The sequence below is a fragment of the Caballeronia glebae genome, from assembly GCF_001545035.1.
GTDB classification, from domain to species: Bacteria; Pseudomonadota; Gammaproteobacteria; order Burkholderiales; family Burkholderiaceae; genus Caballeronia; species Caballeronia glebae.
In genome coordinates this window covers 125,954-142,467 of the sequence record NZ_FCOJ02000005.1, presented here as the reverse complement: position 1 = coordinate 142,467, position 16,514 = coordinate 125,954, and the positions used below count along the sequence as shown (strand labels likewise).

15 protein-coding genes are annotated in these 16,514 nt (G+C 62.7%); 8 read left to right on the top strand and 7 right to left on the bottom strand.

Going from position 1 to position 16,514, the window contains the following annotated elements:
* The 3 genes from gatB to AWB82_RS05375 all read left to right on the top strand — a co-directional run bounded on the left by gatB (nucleotide 1) and on the right by AWB82_RS05375 (nucleotide 3,214).
* Nucleotides 1-1,470 carry an Asp-tRNA(Asn)/Glu-tRNA(Gln) amidotransferase subunit GatB gene (gene gatB / locus AWB82_RS05385; RefSeq protein WP_086966119.1) on the top strand — a complete coding sequence of 490 codons (1,470 nt, stop codon included), beginning with the start codon at nucleotides 1-3 and terminating at the stop codon, nucleotides 1,468-1,470.
* Between the two features lie 88 nt (nucleotides 1,471-1,558).
* Entirely contained in the window at nucleotides 1,559-2,398 is an 840-nt protein-coding gene (locus AWB82_RS05380; protein ID WP_086966118.1) for a PPK2 family polyphosphate kinase, read from the top strand.
* Nucleotides 2,399-2,425: 27 nt separating this feature from the next.
* Complete coding sequence (locus AWB82_RS05375; protein WP_086966117.1) at nucleotides 2,426-3,214, top strand: exodeoxyribonuclease III; 789 nt, start codon at nucleotides 2,426-2,428, stop codon at nucleotides 3,212-3,214.
* 1 nt (nucleotide 3,215) lies between these two features.
* Here the strand turns inward: AWB82_RS05375 and AWB82_RS05370 are convergent, their stop codons facing one another.
* From AWB82_RS05370 to argB, 7 genes are all read right to left on the bottom strand, one after another.
* The gene (locus tag AWB82_RS05370; protein ID WP_086966116.1) at nucleotides 3,216-4,139 is read right to left on the bottom strand and encodes a M48 family metallopeptidase; all 924 of its coding nucleotides are present in this window, start codon (nucleotides 4,137-4,139) and stop codon (nucleotides 3,216-3,218) included.
* Entirely contained in the window at nucleotides 4,136-5,422 is a 1,287-nt protein-coding gene (locus tag AWB82_RS05365) for an AmpG family muropeptide MFS transporter (protein WP_086966115.1), read from the bottom strand. The genes AWB82_RS05370 and AWB82_RS05365 overlap by 4 nt, the downstream gene beginning before the upstream one ends.
* Before the next feature lie 43 nt (nucleotides 5,423-5,465).
* Nucleotides 5,466-6,074 carry a methionine biosynthesis protein MetW gene (gene metW, locus AWB82_RS05360; RefSeq protein WP_086966114.1) on the bottom strand — a complete coding sequence of 203 codons (609 nt, stop codon included), beginning with the start codon at nucleotides 6,072-6,074 and terminating at the stop codon, nucleotides 5,466-5,468.
* On the bottom strand, nucleotides 6,071-7,216 hold the full coding sequence (gene metX / locus AWB82_RS05355; RefSeq protein WP_086966113.1) for a homoserine O-succinyltransferase MetX: 1,146 nt from the start codon (nucleotides 7,214-7,216) through the stop codon (nucleotides 6,071-6,073). Before metX ends, metW begins: the two co-directional genes overlap by 4 nt.
* Nucleotides 7,217-7,475: 259 nt before the next feature.
* Nucleotides 7,476-8,042: an HdeD family acid-resistance protein gene (locus AWB82_RS05350; RefSeq protein ID WP_159462557.1), complete on the bottom strand. Its 567-nt coding sequence runs from the start codon at nucleotides 8,040-8,042 to the stop codon at nucleotides 7,476-7,478.
* 265 nt (nucleotides 8,043-8,307) lie between these two features.
* Complete coding sequence (locus AWB82_RS05345) at nucleotides 8,308-9,063, bottom strand: pyrimidine 5'-nucleotidase (RefSeq protein WP_086966111.1); 756 nt, start codon at nucleotides 9,061-9,063, stop codon at nucleotides 8,308-8,310.
* A 49-nt stretch (nucleotides 9,064-9,112) separates the two neighbouring features.
* Nucleotides 9,113-10,012, bottom strand: a complete 900-nt coding sequence (argB, locus tag AWB82_RS05340) for an acetylglutamate kinase (RefSeq protein WP_014190130.1) — start codon at nucleotides 10,010-10,012, stop codon at nucleotides 9,113-9,115.
* Nucleotides 10,013-10,156: 144 nt separating this feature from the next.
* Here argB and AWB82_RS05335 point away from each other — a divergent pair, with 144 nt between their 5' ends.
* From AWB82_RS05335 to AWB82_RS05315, 5 genes are all read left to right on the top strand, one after another.
* Complete coding sequence (locus AWB82_RS05335) at nucleotides 10,157-10,369, top strand: cysteine-rich CWC family protein (protein WP_086966169.1); 213 nt, start codon at nucleotides 10,157-10,159, stop codon at nucleotides 10,367-10,369.
* Between the two features lie 131 nt (nucleotides 10,370-10,500).
* Entirely contained in the window at nucleotides 10,501-11,799 is a 1,299-nt protein-coding gene (locus tag AWB82_RS05330) for an ATP-binding protein (protein ID WP_086966168.1), read from the top strand.
* A 46-nt stretch (nucleotides 11,800-11,845) separates the two neighbouring features.
* Nucleotides 11,846-12,388, top strand: a complete 543-nt coding sequence (locus AWB82_RS05325) for a response regulator transcription factor (RefSeq protein ID WP_086966110.1) — start codon at nucleotides 11,846-11,848, stop codon at nucleotides 12,386-12,388.
* 460 nt (nucleotides 12,389-12,848) lie between these two features.
* Entirely contained in the window at nucleotides 12,849-14,408 is a 1,560-nt protein-coding gene (locus AWB82_RS05320; protein ID WP_086966109.1) for a methyl-accepting chemotaxis protein, read from the top strand.
* Nucleotides 14,409-14,571: 163 nt separating this feature from the next.
* Nucleotides 14,572-15,873 carry a solute carrier family 23 protein gene (locus tag AWB82_RS05315; RefSeq protein ID WP_086966108.1) on the top strand — a complete coding sequence of 434 codons (1,302 nt, stop codon included), beginning with the start codon at nucleotides 14,572-14,574 and terminating at the stop codon, nucleotides 15,871-15,873.
* Nucleotides 15,874-16,514 lie beyond the last annotated feature (641 nt).

The window sequence follows — 16,514 nt, the reverse complement described above, 5'->3', positions numbered from 1 at the left end:
ATGCAGTGGGAAGTCGTCATCGGTCTGGAAACGCACGCGCAGCTTTCCACCGTCTCCAAGATTTTCTCGGGCGCGCCCACGCAATTCGGCGCGAGCCCGAATTCGCAGGCGAGTCCCGTCGATCTCGCGTTGCCCGGCGTGTTGCCCGTGATGAACCGCGGCGCCGTCGAACGCGCGATCCGCTTCGGTCTCTCGATCGGCGCGCACATCGCACCGCGCAGCATCTTCGCGCGCAAGAACTACTTCTATCCGGATCTTCCGAAGGGCTATCAGATCAGCCAGTACGAGATTCCGGTCGTGCAGGGCGGGACGATCACCATTCAGGTTCCCGCCAACGAGAAGGCCGGCAAGGAAGCCTATGAGAAGACCGTCAACCTGACGCGTGCGCACCTCGAAGAGGACGCGGGCAAGTCGCTGCACGAAGACTTCGCGGGCATGACGGGCATCGACCTGAACCGCGCGGGCACGCCGCTGCTCGAAATCGTCACGGAGCCGGAAATGCGCAGCGCGGCGGAAGCGGTCGCGTATGCGAAGGCGCTGCACGGGCTCGTCGTATGGCTCGGCATCTGCGACGGCAACATGCAGGAAGGCTCGTTCCGTTGCGACGCGAATGTGTCGGTGCGTCCCGTCGGCCAGAATGAATTCGGCACGCGCGCCGAGGTCAAGAACCTGAACTCGTTCCGCTTTCTCGAAGAAGCGATTCAGTACGAAGTGCGCCGTCAGATCGAGCTGATCGAAGACGGCGGCACGGTGGTTCAGGAAACGCGCCTTTACGATCCGGACAAGCGCGAAACGCGTTCGATGCGCAGCAAGGAAGACGCGCATGACTATCGCTATTTCCCCGATCCGGATCTGATGCCGCTCGTCATCGATGCGTCGTGGATCGAGCGCGTGAAGGGCGAACTGCCCGAGCTTCCCGCGGACATGAAGAAGCGTTTCGCCGATACCTACGGCCTCACGCCGTATGACGCGGGCGTGTTGACGTCCTCGAAGGCGATGGCGTCGTACTTCGAGGCGCTCGTGCAGAAAGCGGGCGCGGCTCAAGCGAAGATCGGCGCGAACTGGATCATGGGCGACGTCTCCGCGCAACTGAACCGCGAATCGCTGGATATCGGCGAATCGCCGGTGTCGGCCGCGCAACTCGCGCTGATCGTTCAACGCATCGCCGACGGCACCATTTCCAACAAGATCGCGAAGGATATTTTCCAGACGATCTGGGAAGAAAAGGCGACCGACGACGCCGCCGCGGATCGCATCATCGACGCGAAGGGTCTGAAGCAAATCTCCGACACCGGCGCGCTCGAATCGATCATCGACGAGGTGCTCGCCGCGAACCAGAAGTCGGTCGAGGAATTCCGCGCGGGCAAGGAGAAGGCGTTTAACGCGCTGATCGGCCAGGCGATGAAAGCGACCAAGGGCAAGGCGAATCCGCAGCAGGTCAACGAACTGCTGAAGAAGAAGCTGGCGTGAACGCCTGAGTCGCGCGTGCGAGACTCGCGGGCTGCTGCCGATTAAACTTGGCGGCAGCCCGTTTTCATTTGCGAAGGTGAAAAAAGACATGGCAAAGAAACCTGAACTGGACGACTTTCGCGTTCCTTTCGTCGACGCCGGCAAAAAGCTGAAGCCGTTCGACCTGAGCGCGATCGATCCGTCCGCGAAGCCGTTTTCCAGCGGCACGAAGGACATCGATCGCGAGCGTCTCACGGCGATCGGCGTGCAACTCGACGACCTTCAGGAGAAGCTCCACGCGCAGCGTCGCCAGCGCGTGCTGCTGGTGCTGCAAGGCATGGACACGAGCGGCAAGGACGGCACCGTGCGCGCGGTGTTTCACGATGTCGATCCGCTCGGCCTGCGCATCGTGCCGTTTCGCGCGCCGTCCGAGCGCGAGGCCGCGCACGATTTCCTGTGGCGCGTGCACGCGCAGGCGCCGATGGCCGGCGAATTCGCGATCTTTAACCGAAGCCACTACGAAGACGTGCTCGTGCCGCGCGTGCTGAAAACGATCGATGCCGACGAGTGCGAGCGGCGCTATCGGCATATTCGCGACTTCGAATCGCTGCTCGCGGATAGCGGCACGACCATCGTCAAATGCTTCCTGCATATTTCGAAGGACGAGCAGCGCGAGCGCTTGCAGGCGCGCATCGACGATCCGACCAAACACTGGAAGTTCGACGTCTCCGATCTCGAAGCGCGTAAGGAGTGGGACGACTATCAGGCGGCATACGCGGACGCGCTCGCCGCGACGTCGACGGAAATCGCGCCGTGGTACATCATTCCGGGCAATTCGAAGACACATCGCAACGTGATGGTCGCGGAACTGCTGTTGCGCACGATGCAGGACATGAAGCTCGAATTCCCGCCGGCCAAGGAATCGCTCAAGGGCGTGAAGGTCGAGTAAGCCCAATATTCAATAAAAAGGAAGCGTATGTTTCGCGTGATCACCGCCAATCTGAACGGCATCCGTTCGGCCGCCAAGAAAGGTTTCTTCGACTGGTTCGGCGAGCAGAAATCCGACGTCGTGTGCGTTCAGGAAATCAAATGCTCGCAGGACGACCTGACGCCGGAATTTCTCGCGCCGCACGGTTTTCAGGGCTACTTTCAGCACGCTGTGAAGAAGGGCTATAGCGGCGCGGGGCTCTATACGCGCCACGAGCCGGATGACGTGATCATCGGCTTCGGCTCGGAAGAGTTCGACCCGGAAGGGCGCTATGTGGAAGCGCGCTTCGGGAAGTTGTCGGTGGTGTCGGTGTATGTGCCGTCGGGGTCCAGCGGCGACGAGCGTCAACAGGCGAAATATCGCTTCATGGACGAGTTCATGCCGCATCTGGACGCGCTTTCGAAAGAGCGCGAGGTGATCGTGTGCGGCGACGTGAATATCGTGCACAAGGAAATCGACATCAAGAACTGGAAGAGCAATCAGAAGAACTCGGGTTGCCTGCCCGAAGAACGCGCGTGGCTCACGAAGCTCTTCGACGATGTAGGTTATGTCGATGTGTTCCGCACGCTCGATCAGCGTCCGGAGCAGTACACGTGGTGGAGCAATCGCGGCCAGGCTTACGCGAAGAACGTCGGGTGGCGTATCGACTATCAGATCGCGACGAAGGAAGTCGCCGCGACCGCGAAGAAGACGTCGGTTTTCCGGGACATCAAGTTCAGCGACCACGCGCCGCTCACGATCGATTACGACTGGAAGATCGCGAAAGCGAAAAAGTGAGCTAGCGCCCGCTCTTCTTGAAGCGTCCCATTCCCGCGTAATTCGGCAACTGATCGGTGGTCTTGCCGAGCGCCTTCGCATACAGCGGCATCATGTCGGGCATGCGCTTCAACAGATCCTGCCTGCGATCCGGCCCGTACGGATGCAGCCAGATGAAGCCGTCATCCGCACGCCGTGTGCCGGAGTCGATCTTGTTCCACAACGTGACGGCCGCGCGCGGATCGTAGCCCGCGCGCGAGGCGATCTCGCTGCCGATCACGTCGGCTTCGGTTTCGTCGGCGGGGGAATAGCGCATCGTCAGCAGTTCATCGCCGATATCGGGCTGCTGCGACGCGTAATTCGAAAAGCCGAAGAGCTGCGGCATGCCGTTCGAGGAAAGCTGCGCCGCCTGCTGCCGGCCGAGCCGCTCGCGCGCATGTTCGCGCAACGCGTGCGCAATCTCGTGGCCGATCATCATGCCGATCTCGTTGTCGTTCAGACGCAGCTTGTCGATGAGCCCGCTGTACACGACGATCTTCCCACCCGGCAGGCACACCATGCGCTCGTCCGGCGACTTGATGACGTTGATCTCCCACTTCCAGTTCTTCGCGCGATCGTTCCATTTGAGCGCGAAAGGAACCTCGTGATTCGCGATATCGCGCACGCGTTTCACGAGCGGGTTGTTATCGGGGAGCAGCGTCTTGTTGCGCTCGGCATCGTGGATGACCTGCGCGTATTCCTCGGCGGCCTGCGCTTCGAGCGTCGCGGGCGCGATCAGGTTGCGAAACAGCGCCGTATTGCCGAAGCGGATCTGATTGTTCTGTGTGCTCTGTGCGGAGTACGGCGGCGGCGTCTTCTGTTCGTCCTGGGCTTGCGCGGACAAAGGCGCGAGCGACGCCCATGTCCATGCGCAAACCAAGGCGCGAAGCTTGAAAGAAACCGTCATCGTTGAGTTCTCCAGGGCGCGATCTTGGGCAACAGTAACATGCCCGGAATGGACAACGCGACGCAGATCATGAAGTACGGAAACCATCCCGTTTCATTCACGATGAAGCCGCTGCCCGCCGCCGCAAAGGTGCGTGGCACGGCCGCGAGGCTCGTGAAGAGCGCGAATTGCGTCGCGGTGTAGCGCGGGTCCGTGGTGCTCGCGATATACGCGGTGAACGTGGCGAGCGTGAGGCCAGTCGCGAAGGTTTCGAAGCCGTACAGCACGGCGAGCGCGGCCGGCGACGGCCCGATTTTCGCGAGCCACGCGAAGCCGAGCGTCGCGATGATCTGAAGCGCGCCGAAGATCCACAGGCCGCGCGCAATGCCGATCTTCACGAGCGCGATCCCGCCGAGCAATCCGCCCGCGATGCTCGCCCAGAACGCGACTGCTTTCGCGATCACGCCGATCTGCGCGAGCGAGAAGCCGACGTCGATGAAGAACTTCGTGGCGAGCGCGGTCGCCATCGTGTCGCCGAGCTTGTACAGAAAGATGAAGCCGAGCACGAGCAACGCCGCGCGCCAGCCGTCGCGCGTGACGAATTCGTGAAACGGCTCGACGATCGCCTCGCGCAGACTCCTCGGCGGCGCGCCGTGAATCTTCGGCTCCTTGACGACGAGCGTCATGATGATGCCCGGCAGCATGAACGCAGCGGTGATCAGAAACACGGTCTTCCACGGCAGGACGGTCGCGAGGATCAGCGACAGCGAACCCGGCACGAGTCCCGCCACTTTGTACGCATTGACGTGCACGGCGTTGCCGAGCCCTTGTTCGGTGTCGGCGAGCAGTTCGCGGCGGTAGGCGTCGATGACGATATCCTGACTCGCGCTGAAGAACGCGACGAGCGCGGCGATCGCGGCGACGGCCCACAGATTCCGCTCAGGCGAGAAGAACCCGAAAGAGCCGATTGCGATCATCGTGAAGACTTGCGTGACGAACATCCAGCCGCGCCGTCTGCCCGGAGTCCAGCCGGGAAAGCGCGGAATGAAGCGGTCCATCAGCGGCGACCAGACGAACTTCCACGTGTACGGAAGCCCGATCAGCGCGAAGAGGCCGATCTCCTTCACGTTGATGTGCGCGGTCGTGAGCCACGCCTGCAACAGGCTGTACAGCGTGAAAAGCGGCAATCCGGATGTGAACCCGAGAAAGACGCAAATGAGGATGCGCTTGTTGAGAAACGCGCGCCATCCGGGATGTTCTTCGTGAGCGGTTAAATCGTGCGCCTCGTGTGGCGTGTCGGGCATGTCGTGTACGGGCAGTGGTCGATGCGTGACGCGCCGGTCGATGTTACCGGCGCTTCACGCGATAGACCGCAAGACTACCACGCAAGTTCGCGCCCCAACGGACCGACTGCCCGTCGTGCAGCACCACGCGATCCAGAATCTCGATACCCACTTCCGGTGCGAGCGCCTCGAAGTCCTTGATCGTGAGCACGCGCACGTTCGGCGTGTTGTGCCACTGAAAGGGCAGCGATTTCGACACCGGCATGCGCCCCTGAATCACCGCGAGCCGATGCTGCCAATAACCGAAATTCGGAAACGACACGATGCACTGTCGGCCGACGCGCACCGTCTCGCGCAGGATCGCGGCGGTCTGGTGAATCGTCTGCAGCGTCTGCGAGAGAATCGCGAAATCGAAGCTGTCGTCTTCGAACAGACGCAGGCCGTCTTCGAGATTCTGCTGGATCACATTCACGCCTTTTTGCGCGCACGCCAGCACGCCGGCATCGTTGATTTCGATGCCGTAGCCCTTCACTTCGAGCTCTTCGCCGAGCAGCGAAAGCAGCGAACCGTCGCCGCAGCCGAGATCGAGCACCGTCGAGCGCGGTTCGACCCAGCGGGCGATCGCCCGAAAGTCCGAGCGCAGCGCGAGGGAATCGAGTGTGTGCTGGTTCATGCGCCGATCTCCGTGGCAATGCGTTCGTAGTAGGCGCGCATGAGATTGTGATAGCGCGCGTCGTCGAGCAGGAAGGCGTCGTGGCCGTGCGGCGCGTCGATTTCGGCGTAGCTCACCGTGCGCTTGTTGTCGAGCAGCGCCTTCACGATTTCGCGCGAGCGCGCGGGCGCGAAACGCCAGTCGGTCGCGAAGCTGGTGATGAGATATTTCGCCTGCGTGTTGGCGAGGGCTTTAGTGAGATCGCCTTCGAAGGCTTTCGCCGGATCGAAATAATCGAGCGCGCGCGTGATGAGCAGATACGTGTTCGCGTCGAAGTATTCGGCGAACTTGTCGGCCTGATAGCGCAGATACGATTCCACTTCGAACTCGACGTCGAAGTTGAAGTTGTATGCGTCGAGCGCGCCTTCGGCACGACGCAGCGCGCGGCCGAATTTCACGGCCATGTCGTCGTCCGACAAATACGTGATGTGGCCGATCATGCGCGCCACGCGCAGGCCGCGACGCGGCTTCACGCCGTGCGCGTAGTAATCGCCGCCGTGGAAGTCGGGATCGGAGAGGATCGCGGAGCGCGCCGTTTCGTTGAACGCGATGTTCTGCGCGGACAGTTTCGGCGTCGACGCCACGACGATGCAATGCGCGAGCCGCTCCGGATACATCGTGCTCCACGCGAGCGCCTGCATGCCGCCGAGGCTGCCGCCCATAACGGCCGCGAAGCGCTCGATGCCGAAGCGGTCGGCGAGTCGCGCCTGCGCGTTCACCCAGTCCTCGACCGTGACGACGGGAAAGCTCGCGCCGTACGGTTTTCCGGTCGCGCCGTCGATGCTCATCGGCCCGGTCGAGCCGAAACACGAGCCGAGATTGTTCACGCCGATGACGAAGAAGCGGTTCGTGTCGAGCGGCTTGCCGGGACCGACCATGTTGTCCCACCAGCCGACGTCTTTCGGGTTATCGGCGTAAATGCCCGCGACGTGATGCGACGCGTTCAACGCGTGGCACACGAGCACGGCGTTCGATCGCGCGGCGTTCAGCTCGCCATAGGTTTCGACGACGAGTTCGTAGTCGCCGAGCGACGAGCCGTTCTGCATCTTGAGCGGCTCGGCGAAGCGAAGTGTTTGGGGAGTGACGATGCCGATCGATTCCATTCATTCCGCCTTTGACCAAGCGGCTAAACGGTGTCGGCGATGCGCTGCCTGGAGAATCGAGCGCGGCTGACGACCTCTTTAGCCGCATTTATAGTGAACGCCCGTGAATAATCACTGAAGTTCGCGCGCCCGCAATCGAGTCAGCAAATCGGCGCGCTGTTCATGTTCGAGAAATTCTCGTTAGTGGTGAAGTATAGCGGAAAACGTCATAACGCCGCCGCCTGGCCGCGTGCTGGATGGCCTGTGCAAAGGCCTCGCGTCAGACCGTGTGTGCGTGACGCAGCGCGCGCAGCCGGTATGCGGCGGCGAGCACGGCCACGCCATAGGCGATGGCATACACGCCGACGAGCCAGACCAGCGAAATCGCGCCAGCGACCGGATAACAGAAAACGATGACACCGATCGCGATGGACAGCAGACCGGACACGCCGATGAGCCCGCGATGGCTATTGCTTGCGTGATGCTGAATGGCATAAGTCACTTCGGTTAGGCCGGTCAAGACGGCCCAGACGGAAATGATCGCGACGAAGGCGATCGCGGTGAGGGCCGGTAAGCACAGCGCGACGAGACCGGCTACCACGCCCACGACGCCGGAAAGAACGAAGGTCCAGCGTCGCGACTGGCTGCGAATGCCGTAGGTGAGCGCGAACAGACCATCCACGACGGCATACGCGCCCCACACAATGGCAAGCGACGCGAGCGTCGCGCCTGGCCACGCGAACGCCAGAATGCCGAATAGAATGGCCAGAATGCCGCGATAGGCGAGCCAGCCCCATTGCGCGTGACTCAGGTCGACGTGCAGCGGCTTGAGGATGGATGAACTCATGAGGTGAAGCTCCTTTCGATGATGTGCCACGCTGAGCATCGGCACAGGAAGCCGATGCCGGACACGTAAGTTTTGCTTCGCTGAGCTTAGCATCCGAAAGAGGCGATCCGCTTCGGCACCCGTGCCTCGATCATGCCAATTTTTGTCGCGGTAACGAATATGCGCCGGGCTCGGACCGTGGTCGGAACGTGCCGGTCAACGGCTGGTCGATGCGCCGCGTAGTAATCTTCCCCCGAACACCCTCACGCGATGCCTATTTCGACTCTTACGCGCCCTTGAAGGCCCCGCCGCGCAAACCGAGCGTCAGCGCGCGCAGCGAACGCACCGTGCGATCCACGTAATGCGGCCGCCCCGCGCCGGGCTTGCGAATTGACAAACCGCCGCTCGACGTTTTCGCGACCGGCAGATGCCCGACGATCCACACCGTGCGAATCCCGAGCCGCCGATAAGACTTCAGATGCCCGCGCGTATCCTCGACGAGAATCGCGTCTTCAAGGCGCACGTGCGCGCGGCGCATCGCATGGCGGAGCATCGGCGCATCGGGCTTGGCGCGCCAGTGGTTGCCCGCGCGCATGTCTTCGATCGCGATCACGCGCTCGAACAGCTTCGCGATGCCCAGTTCCGCGAGCACGGTGCGCGCGTAGAGTGTCGGCGCGTTGGTGAGCACGATCTTGCGTCCGGGCAGCGCGCGCAGCATCCGCGTAAGACCGCGTTCGGCGCGCAGCATCGACGGCAGATCGGCGAAGGTGTGCACTTCGCGCAGAAAGTCGGCCGGATCGACGCCGTGATGCCGCACGAGCCCGAGCAGCGTCGCGCCGTAACGCACCGTGTAGCCGACGCGCAGCCGGTTCGCCTCGTCGACGTCGACGTTAAGGCGATCCATGATGTACTGCGTCATGCCGCGATTGATCGCCGGGAAAACAGCGTGCGACGCGTGATGCAGCGTGTTGTCGAGATCGAAGAGCCAGACGGGGCCGCGTGTCTTGACGCGGCGTTGGCGGGACGGGCGATGCGCGGTCATGTGGGAAAACGCCCGCGCATTGGCGGGCGTTGGAGAAGCGGGAGAAAGCTCAATGCGAGCGGATCATCGTGCCGAACGGCTGCTCGGTCAGGATTTCGAGCAACACCGAATGTTCGATGCGGCCATCGATGATATGCACCGAGCGCACGCCGCTCTTCGCGGCATCGAGCGCGGATGAGATCTTCGGCAGCATGCCGCCCGAAATGGTGCCGTCGGCGAACAGGGCGTCGATCTCGCGCGCGGAAAGGTCGGTGAGCAGATTGCCTTCCTTGTCCATCACGCCGGGGATGTTCGTCATCATGACGAGCTTTTCCGCGTTCAGCACGACGGCGAGCTTGCCCGCGACGAGATCCGCGTTGATGTTGTACGAGAGGCCGTCTTCGCCGAAGCCGATGGGCGAGATGACCGGAATGAACGCGTCGTCCTGCAGCGCCTTCACGACCGCCGGGTTGATCGCCTCGACTTCGCCAACCTGGCCGATGTCGATGAACTGGCCCGGATTATCGCGGTCCGGCATCAGCAGCTTGCGCGCGTGGATGAGGCCGCCGTCCTTGCCGGTCAGACCGACCGCGTGGCCGCCGAAGTGATTGATCAGCGTGACGATGTCTTGCTGCACCTCGCCGCCGAGCACCCATTCGACGACTTCCATGGTCTCTTCGTCGGTGACGCGCATGCCTTGAATGAAGGTGCCTTGCTTGCCGATTTTCTTCAGCGCCTGGTCGATCTGCGGGCCGCCGCCGTGCACGATCACCGGATTGATGCCGACGAGTTTCAGCAGAATGACGTCGCGCGCGAAGCCTTGCTTCAGGCGCTCTTCAGTCATGGCATTGCCGCCGTATTTGATCACGACCGTCTTGCCGTGATACTGACGGATGTAGGGCAGCGCCTCGGCCAGGATTTCAGCCTTCAGGGTAGGCGCGATTTGCGTGAGGTCGGGTAGCTCGGACATGGCGGCAACTGAGGCGAGGAGCGTTTAAACACGCCGAATTGTACAGGACCGACGCATCGCGGCAGGACGAATTGCCGCGCTCGCGCCACGTTTTCCGGCAGGCGTGCCGGCATGCGATCATCGTTTCGACAGATTGATGACAAGATGATGAACCCATCCCCGAAAACGAACGAGACCGAAGCGCCGGGCGCGCAAGTTTGCGAACGCTGCGGCGCTGCGTTTCGCTGCGGCATGCTCGCGGGCGATTCGTCCTGCTGGTGCGCGTCGTTGCCAGCGTTGCCCGCCGAGCGCTTGCGGCCCGGCATGCGCTGTCTGTGTCCAGCCTGTCTCGTCGCACAAGCCAGCCGCGCGGATTAGCGGATCGGCGGATCGCGTGACGCGGCCGTTTCGCGCGGCGAGGTGCGACAAATCGCGCCAGATGCCGCAGGCGGGATGCAAACAGGATAATGTCGCACGAAGCGCGCATGCGCGGTCACGCACTCATTCAGATGCATCGCATAACCAATACCGGACGGGTCAATCTCGGTCATCTCTTCTGGCTTCGCTCGCTCGCGATCATCGGCCAGCTGACGACCATCGCCGTCGTGCAGATCGTTTTCGGCGCCAAGCTTCCGCTGCCGGCGATGCTGCTCGTCATCGCGCTGGAAATGGCCTTCAACGGCCTCACGTGGATGCGCGTCGCGCGGGCGCGGCCGGAGAGCAATCTCGAACTGTTCGGGCAAATGCTGGTCGACCTCGGGGCGCTTTCGGCGCTCCTGTTCCTGTCCGGCGGCGCGACCAATCCGTTCGTCACGCTTTATCTGCCGTCGCTCGCGATCGCCGCCGCCGTCCTGCCGTGGACGATGATGACCTGTCTCGCGCTCTTCGCCGTCGCCTGTTACGCGCTGCTCAGCTTCAACTACGTGCCGCTCAATATCGAGAATCCGGCCAATCTTTTCGACTATTTCCGCACCGGCCTGTGGGTCAACTTCATGGTGAGCGTCGGGCTGATCGGCTGGTTCGTCGCGCGCATGTCGCGGGCGCTGCGTGTGCGCGACGCCGCGCTCGCCGACGCCCAGCAACGTCACCTTCGCGATGAACGGGCCGTCGCGCTCGGCGTGCAGGCGGCGACCGTCGCGCACGAGATGGGCACGCCGCTTTCGACCATCGCGATGCTGTCGGAGGAATTGCGCGACTCCGCCGCGCACGACCGCAATCTCGCGCCATACGCGGCCGATTTCGAACTGCTCGAACAGCAAATGGCGCTTTGCACTTCCGCGCTCGCGCGCCTGCGTAGCCGCGCGACGGGACCGTCGAGCCGCCAGGCGCTAGATGAATGGTTGTCGAGTTTCATCGACCAATGGCGTCTGCGGCATCCGCAGGTGAAATTCGCGCAGATCGACCGGACGCCCGCCGATGCGTCGATCGAAGATGCGGTCGCCGTCGGGCAGATTCTCACGATCCTGCTCGACAACGCCGCGCGCGCGAGCAGCGAATCGGTGACGCTGCAGGCGTCGGCGGAGACCATCGACAAACTGGATTACGTGCGCTTTTACGTGTGCGATCGAGGCCCGGGCATTCCGCCCGCGTTGCGCGGCGCGCTCGGCGCGGCGCCGGTCGACAGCACGCAAGGCGGACATGGCGTTGGGCTTTACCTGGCATTCGCGGCGGCGGCGCGGCTCGGCGGTTCGATCGAACTGACCGACGGCAAGCCGCGCGGCACCTGCGCGGTGTTGCGTCTGCCGAACCGCGGCGCGGTCGCGAGGCCGGGGCAAAGCGCGAAAACTGAACGAAGCGGCGCGGCCTGAACTTGAACTCAGGCGCACGCGATCGGCATTACGGAGAATAAAACTTATGAGCGATACCAACTTTCTGATCATCGACGACGACGAAGTCTTTGCCGGCATTCTCGCCCGCGGCCTCACGCGGCGCGGTTTCACGCCGCATCAGGCACACGACGCCGACGAAGCGCTGAAGCTCGCCAATCTGCACAAATTCGGCATGGTCACGGTCGACTTGCATCTCGGCAACGATTCCGGTCTGCGCCTCGTCGCGCCGCTGCGCGACCTGCAACCTGACGCGCGCATTCTGGTGCTGACCGGCTACGCGAGCATCGCGACCGCCGTGCAGGCAGTGAAGGACGGCGCGGATAACTACCTCGCGAAACCGGCGAACGTCGAGTCGATTCTTTCCGCCCTCCACGAACAGGCGAGCGAGCAGACGGCCGAGGAAGCGATCGAGAATCCGACGCTGCTCTCGGTCGCGCGGCTCGAATGGGAGCACATTCAACGCGCGCTCGCGGAGAACAACGGCAATATTTCGGCGACGGCGCGCGCGCTGAACATGCATCGGCGCACGTTGCAGCGCAAGCTGGCGAAGAAGCCAGTGCGGCAGTAAGACGGAACACGCCCGGGCGAAGCTCGGGCGTCGATTTGGTATCGACGGGAAAGGGCGACGACCGACGCGCGAAGAATACGCATCGACGCAAAAACGGGCGCCCAAAAAAGAACCGCCCAAGCCGGGTGGCCAAGGGCGGGAATCGGAGAGTTGCAACATGCGCTTACATGAAACACGCATGTAAGAAGCATACGTCGCTCGCTTGCGCCCCCGAATAAGAAAATTCCCAATTAGGAATTCGCTTACTTTGTCTGCTTTTTAGCAGCAATCTACGGATTTCTTTCAGACTCGCTTTCACACGTCTTTCGTCCACATTCCACGGTTCATTTCCACGCCGTTATCTCCTTCATACGAGCTCAAGAAACCCGAAACGAGCGCCGTAAAGCCTCTGTGCGCGAATCGGAGTTTGCGCCGCGCCGTTCGCAGGCGTCGTCTGCGGGGCGTGCAAGAGGAGACATCGATGAAATGGTTTGACCGCCTGTCCGTGCTCAGCAAGCTGTTGCTGTCTTTCGCGGTGGTGATCCTGTTTACCGCCTGCGTGGGCGCCACCGGCGTGGTTTCGCTCGCGAAAATGCACAGCTTGATCGAGGAGATCGGCGACCGTCACATGGACGGCCTCTACTGGGTCGAGGAAATCAACAAGCACAAGCTCAACACGGACCTCGCCGCCGCCAATCTCACCTTCGCCGACGATGCCGGCAAGGAGAAGCTGAAGGAAGGCATGGCCGGCTCGCTCGACAACATGCACCGCGCGTTCGAGCGCATGCGCCCGACGTTGCGCTCCGCCGAAGGCATCGCGCTCTACGATGCGGCGAGCAAGTCCGTCACCGCGTGGGAAGACATCGTGCTGATGCAGATGGGCAAGAAAGCCATGCCGATCGATGTCGACCAGATGGGCCTCATCGCGCGCGCGATCGCCGCGAGCGAGACGGCCCGCGATTCGCTGGAACGTCTCGCCGACTTCAAACGCGCGCGCGCGACCGAGGCGCGCAACAACGCGGCATCGGAATATGAAACGATGCGCGTCGTCATGCTCGCGCTCGTGTTCGGCGCGATGGTCGCGGGCGCGCTGCTCGCGGTGCTGATCGGCCGGCGTCTGTCCGCGCAACTCGGCGGCGAGCCGGCATACGCGGCGGATATTGCCGACCGCATCGCGCGCGGCGACCTGACGGCGCGCGTCGCCACGCGTCCCGGCGACGACAGCAGCATGCTCGCGAGCCTCGGCAACATGAGCGCGAAACTCGCGGATATCGTCGGCGGGATTCGGCATTCGAGCGATTCGATCCTGTATGCATCGCGCGAAATTGCCCAGGGCAACACCGACTTGTCGCAGCGCACGGAAGAGCAGGCGGCGTCGCTGGAGGAAACCGCGTCGAGCATGGAGCAGCTCACGCAGACCGTGCGTCAGAACGCGAGCAACGCGGACGAGGCGAACGGGCTCGCGCGCGGCGCGTCGGAGGTGTCGGCGCGCGGCAGCGAACTCGTCGGCGAGGTCGTGGACAATATGCGCGAACTGGCGTCCGGCTCGAAGCGCATGACGGACATCATCGCCGTGATCGAGGGCATCGCGTTCCAGACCAACATTCTCGCGCTTAACGCCGCCGTGGAAGCGGCGCGCGCGGGCGAGGAAGGGCGCGGCTTCGCGGTGGTCGCGGGCGAAGTGCGCTCGCTCGCGCAGCGCAGCGCGATGTCGGCGAAGGAAATCAAGGAGCTGATCGAGGCGTCCACGGCACGCGTGGACAGCGGCGCGGCGCTTGCCGAGCGCGCCGGCGCGACGATGGCCGAAGTCACGCATGCCGTGCAGCGCGTGACGGCCATCATGGCGCAGATTTCGTCCGCCTCGCATGAGCAGAGCACGGGCATCGAGCAGGTGAACCGCGCGGTCGCGCAGATGGACGAGGTGACGCAACAGAACGCGGCGCTCGTCGAGCAGGCCGCCGCCGCCGCGGGCGCGATGGCCGATCAGGCCGAGCAGTTGAAGAGCGCGGTCGCGGTTTTCGAGCTGGAGCGGGGCGTCTGAAGGGCGGGAAAAGTGTGACACGTCGCGGGCATGCGACGCTCAAACGGTCGTAATATCGGCTCGCTTGCCACCCGAGAGCCCGCTCCGTACACTCGCGCCTGATTTTTTTCAGATCGAGCGCGCCGCGCGGACGGCGCCTCACCGCCGCCAAGGAGCCCCGCCGATGTCCGATTCCTATTTCCCGCGCTGGCCAGTCCAGCCGGACGCCCAGGAGGGTCGCGTCGTCGCGCCCGACGAACGCCTCGCCTGGCCGCAGATGATCGCGATGGGCATTCAGCACGTCGTCGCCATGTTCGGCTCGACCGTGCTCGCGCCGCTTTTGATGGGCTTCGATCCCAATCTGTGCATCTTCATGTCGGGCATCGGCACGTTGTTGTTCTTCGTGCTGGTGGGCGGGCGCGTGCCGAGTTATCTCGGTTCGAGCTTCGCGTTCATCGGCCTCGTGATCGCGGTCACGGGATACGGCGGCCACGGCCCGAACTTGAATATTGCTGTGGCGCTCGGCGGGATCATCGCGTGCGGCGTGGCTTACACGATCATCGGACTGATCGTCGCGGCGGTCGGCACGAAGTGGATCGAAGCGCTGATGCCGCCGGTCGTCACGGGCGCGATCGTCTGCGTGATCGGCCTGAATCTCGCGCCGATCGCCGTGAAGGGCGTGATGGGCAGCAGCTTCGAATCGTGGATGGCGCTCGCTACCGTGCTGTGCGTGGGCGGCGTCGCGGTGTTCGCGCGCGGGATGGCGCAGCGCCTTCTGATCCTGATCGGCCTCGCGATCGCGTACCTCATTTATGCGGCGCTGACCAACGGCATGGGCATGGGCAAGCCGATCGATTTTTCGATCGTCGCGAACGCCGCGTGGTTCGGCATGCCGCACTTTACCGCGCCCGTGTTCGAAGCCCCGGCGATGACGCTGATCGCGCCGGTCGCGATCATTCTCGTTGCGGAGAATCTCGGACACATCAAGGCCGTCGGCGCGATGACGGGCAAGAGCCTCGATAAATACATCGGGCGCGCGTTCATCGGCGACGGGCTGGCGACGATCGCCTCCGGTTTCGCTGGCGGCACGGGCGTGACGACGTATGCCGAAAACATCGGCGTGATGGCCGTCACGAAGATCTACTCGACGCTCGTATTCGTGATCGCGGCGCTGTTCGCCATCATCCTCGGTTTCTCGCCGAAATTCGGCGCGGTCATCCAGACGATTCCAGGGCCGGTTCTCGGCGGCGTGTCTATCGTCGTGTTCGGGCTGATCGCGGTGACGGGCGCGCGGATCTGGGTCGTCAACAAGGTGAACTTCTCGGACAACCGCAATCTGATCGTCGCGGCCGTCACGCTCGTGCTCGGCACCGGCGATTTCACGCTGAAGCTCGGCGGTTTTGCGCTGGGCGGCATCGGGACGGCGACGTTCGGCGCCATCATTTTTTATGCCTTGTTGCGCAGGCGCGGAGCGGGCGTAGTTTGATGCCCTACACCAGCCTTTCCAGACTTTCTCCCGCTTCTTAGCAAGCACTTCCTGATACCAACTGACGCGGCTCATCGGTGTGCCGCGTCAGGCAACTATTCGCCCGCATTTCGCCGAAGTCTTTCGGACTTTTCCGGTATGGCGTTTTAAAAGCTGTCGCTAGAGTCTGCGCTCGGCGTCGGATTCATGACGTCGTAGCGAGGTGATAGCAGCGAATAATTAATCTGGAATGCAAATTAATATGAGTATGTGGAGACAGGTTTTCGAGCGTCACCCGGCGGCGTCAACAATGTCGTAGCGATCGGGTGGGAGGCGAACACCGACGCGCGTTCGTGCTCGCGTCGAGACAGTCCCGTAGTTGAACTGGACACGTCTCGCCTTCTTACAGATAGCTCCGTCATATGAGTTGTGTTGCCGATATAGATTGACATTGTATTTAGTCCGTATAACGAAGTAACCATATAGTCCAATTTAGATAAATCGCGCACCGAAAACTTACACGGCGCGCGGGTGAAACCTAAATAACCGCCAAAAGGCTCGAAAATGAAAAAGAACTTGCGTCCGAGGGTCGATGCGCTCAGGTCGTATCGGTGGAATCAAAATGCGATTAGCCGTGCTGCGCGTATCGTGGTGGCGCTGTT

What these genes read in the sequence shown, in the direction of transcription:
- AWB82_RS05325 (WP_086966110.1), top strand. Translation starts at nt 11,846, where the DNA reads ATGAGCGATACCAACTTTCTGATCATCGACGACGACGAAGTCTTTGCC.
- AWB82_RS05330 (WP_086966168.1), top strand. Translation starts at nt 10,501, where the DNA reads ATGCATCGCATAACCAATACCGGACGGGTCAATCTCGGTCATCTCTTC.
- AWB82_RS05315 (WP_086966108.1), top strand. Translation starts at nt 14,572, where the DNA reads ATGTCCGATTCCTATTTCCCGCGCTGGCCAGTCCAGCCGGACGCCCAG.
- AWB82_RS05350 (WP_159462557.1), bottom strand. Translation starts at nt 8,042, where the DNA reads ATGAGTTCATCCATCCTCAAGCCGCTGCACGTCGACCTGAGTCACGCG.
- gatB (WP_086966119.1), top strand. Translation starts at nt 1, where the DNA reads ATGCAGTGGGAAGTCGTCATCGGTCTGGAAACGCACGCGCAGCTTTCC.
- AWB82_RS05320 (WP_086966109.1), top strand. Translation starts at nt 12,849, where the DNA reads ATGAAATGGTTTGACCGCCTGTCCGTGCTCAGCAAGCTGTTGCTGTCT.
- metW (WP_086966114.1), bottom strand. Translation starts at nt 6,074, where the DNA reads ATGAACCAGCACACACTCGATTCCCTCGCGCTGCGCTCGGACTTTCGG.
- AWB82_RS05380 (WP_086966118.1), top strand. Translation starts at nt 1,559, where the DNA reads ATGGCAAAGAAACCTGAACTGGACGACTTTCGCGTTCCTTTCGTCGAC.
- metX (WP_086966113.1), bottom strand. Translation starts at nt 7,216, where the DNA reads ATGGAATCGATCGGCATCGTCACTCCCCAAACACTTCGCTTCGCCGAG.
- AWB82_RS05365 (WP_086966115.1), bottom strand. Translation starts at nt 5,422, where the DNA reads ATGCCCGACACGCCACACGAGGCGCACGATTTAACCGCTCACGAAGAA.
- AWB82_RS05370 (WP_086966116.1), bottom strand. Translation starts at nt 4,139, where the DNA reads ATGACGGTTTCTTTCAAGCTTCGCGCCTTGGTTTGCGCATGGACATGG.
- AWB82_RS05335 (WP_086966169.1), top strand. Translation starts at nt 10,157, where the DNA reads ATGATGAACCCATCCCCGAAAACGAACGAGACCGAAGCGCCGGGCGCG.
- AWB82_RS05375 (WP_086966117.1), top strand. Translation starts at nt 2,426, where the DNA reads ATGTTTCGCGTGATCACCGCCAATCTGAACGGCATCCGTTCGGCCGCC.
- AWB82_RS05345 (WP_086966111.1), bottom strand. Translation starts at nt 9,063, where the DNA reads ATGACCGCGCATCGCCCGTCCCGCCAACGCCGCGTCAAGACACGCGGC.
- argB (WP_014190130.1), bottom strand. Translation starts at nt 10,012, where the DNA reads ATGTCCGAGCTACCCGACCTCACGCAAATCGCGCCTACCCTGAAGGCT.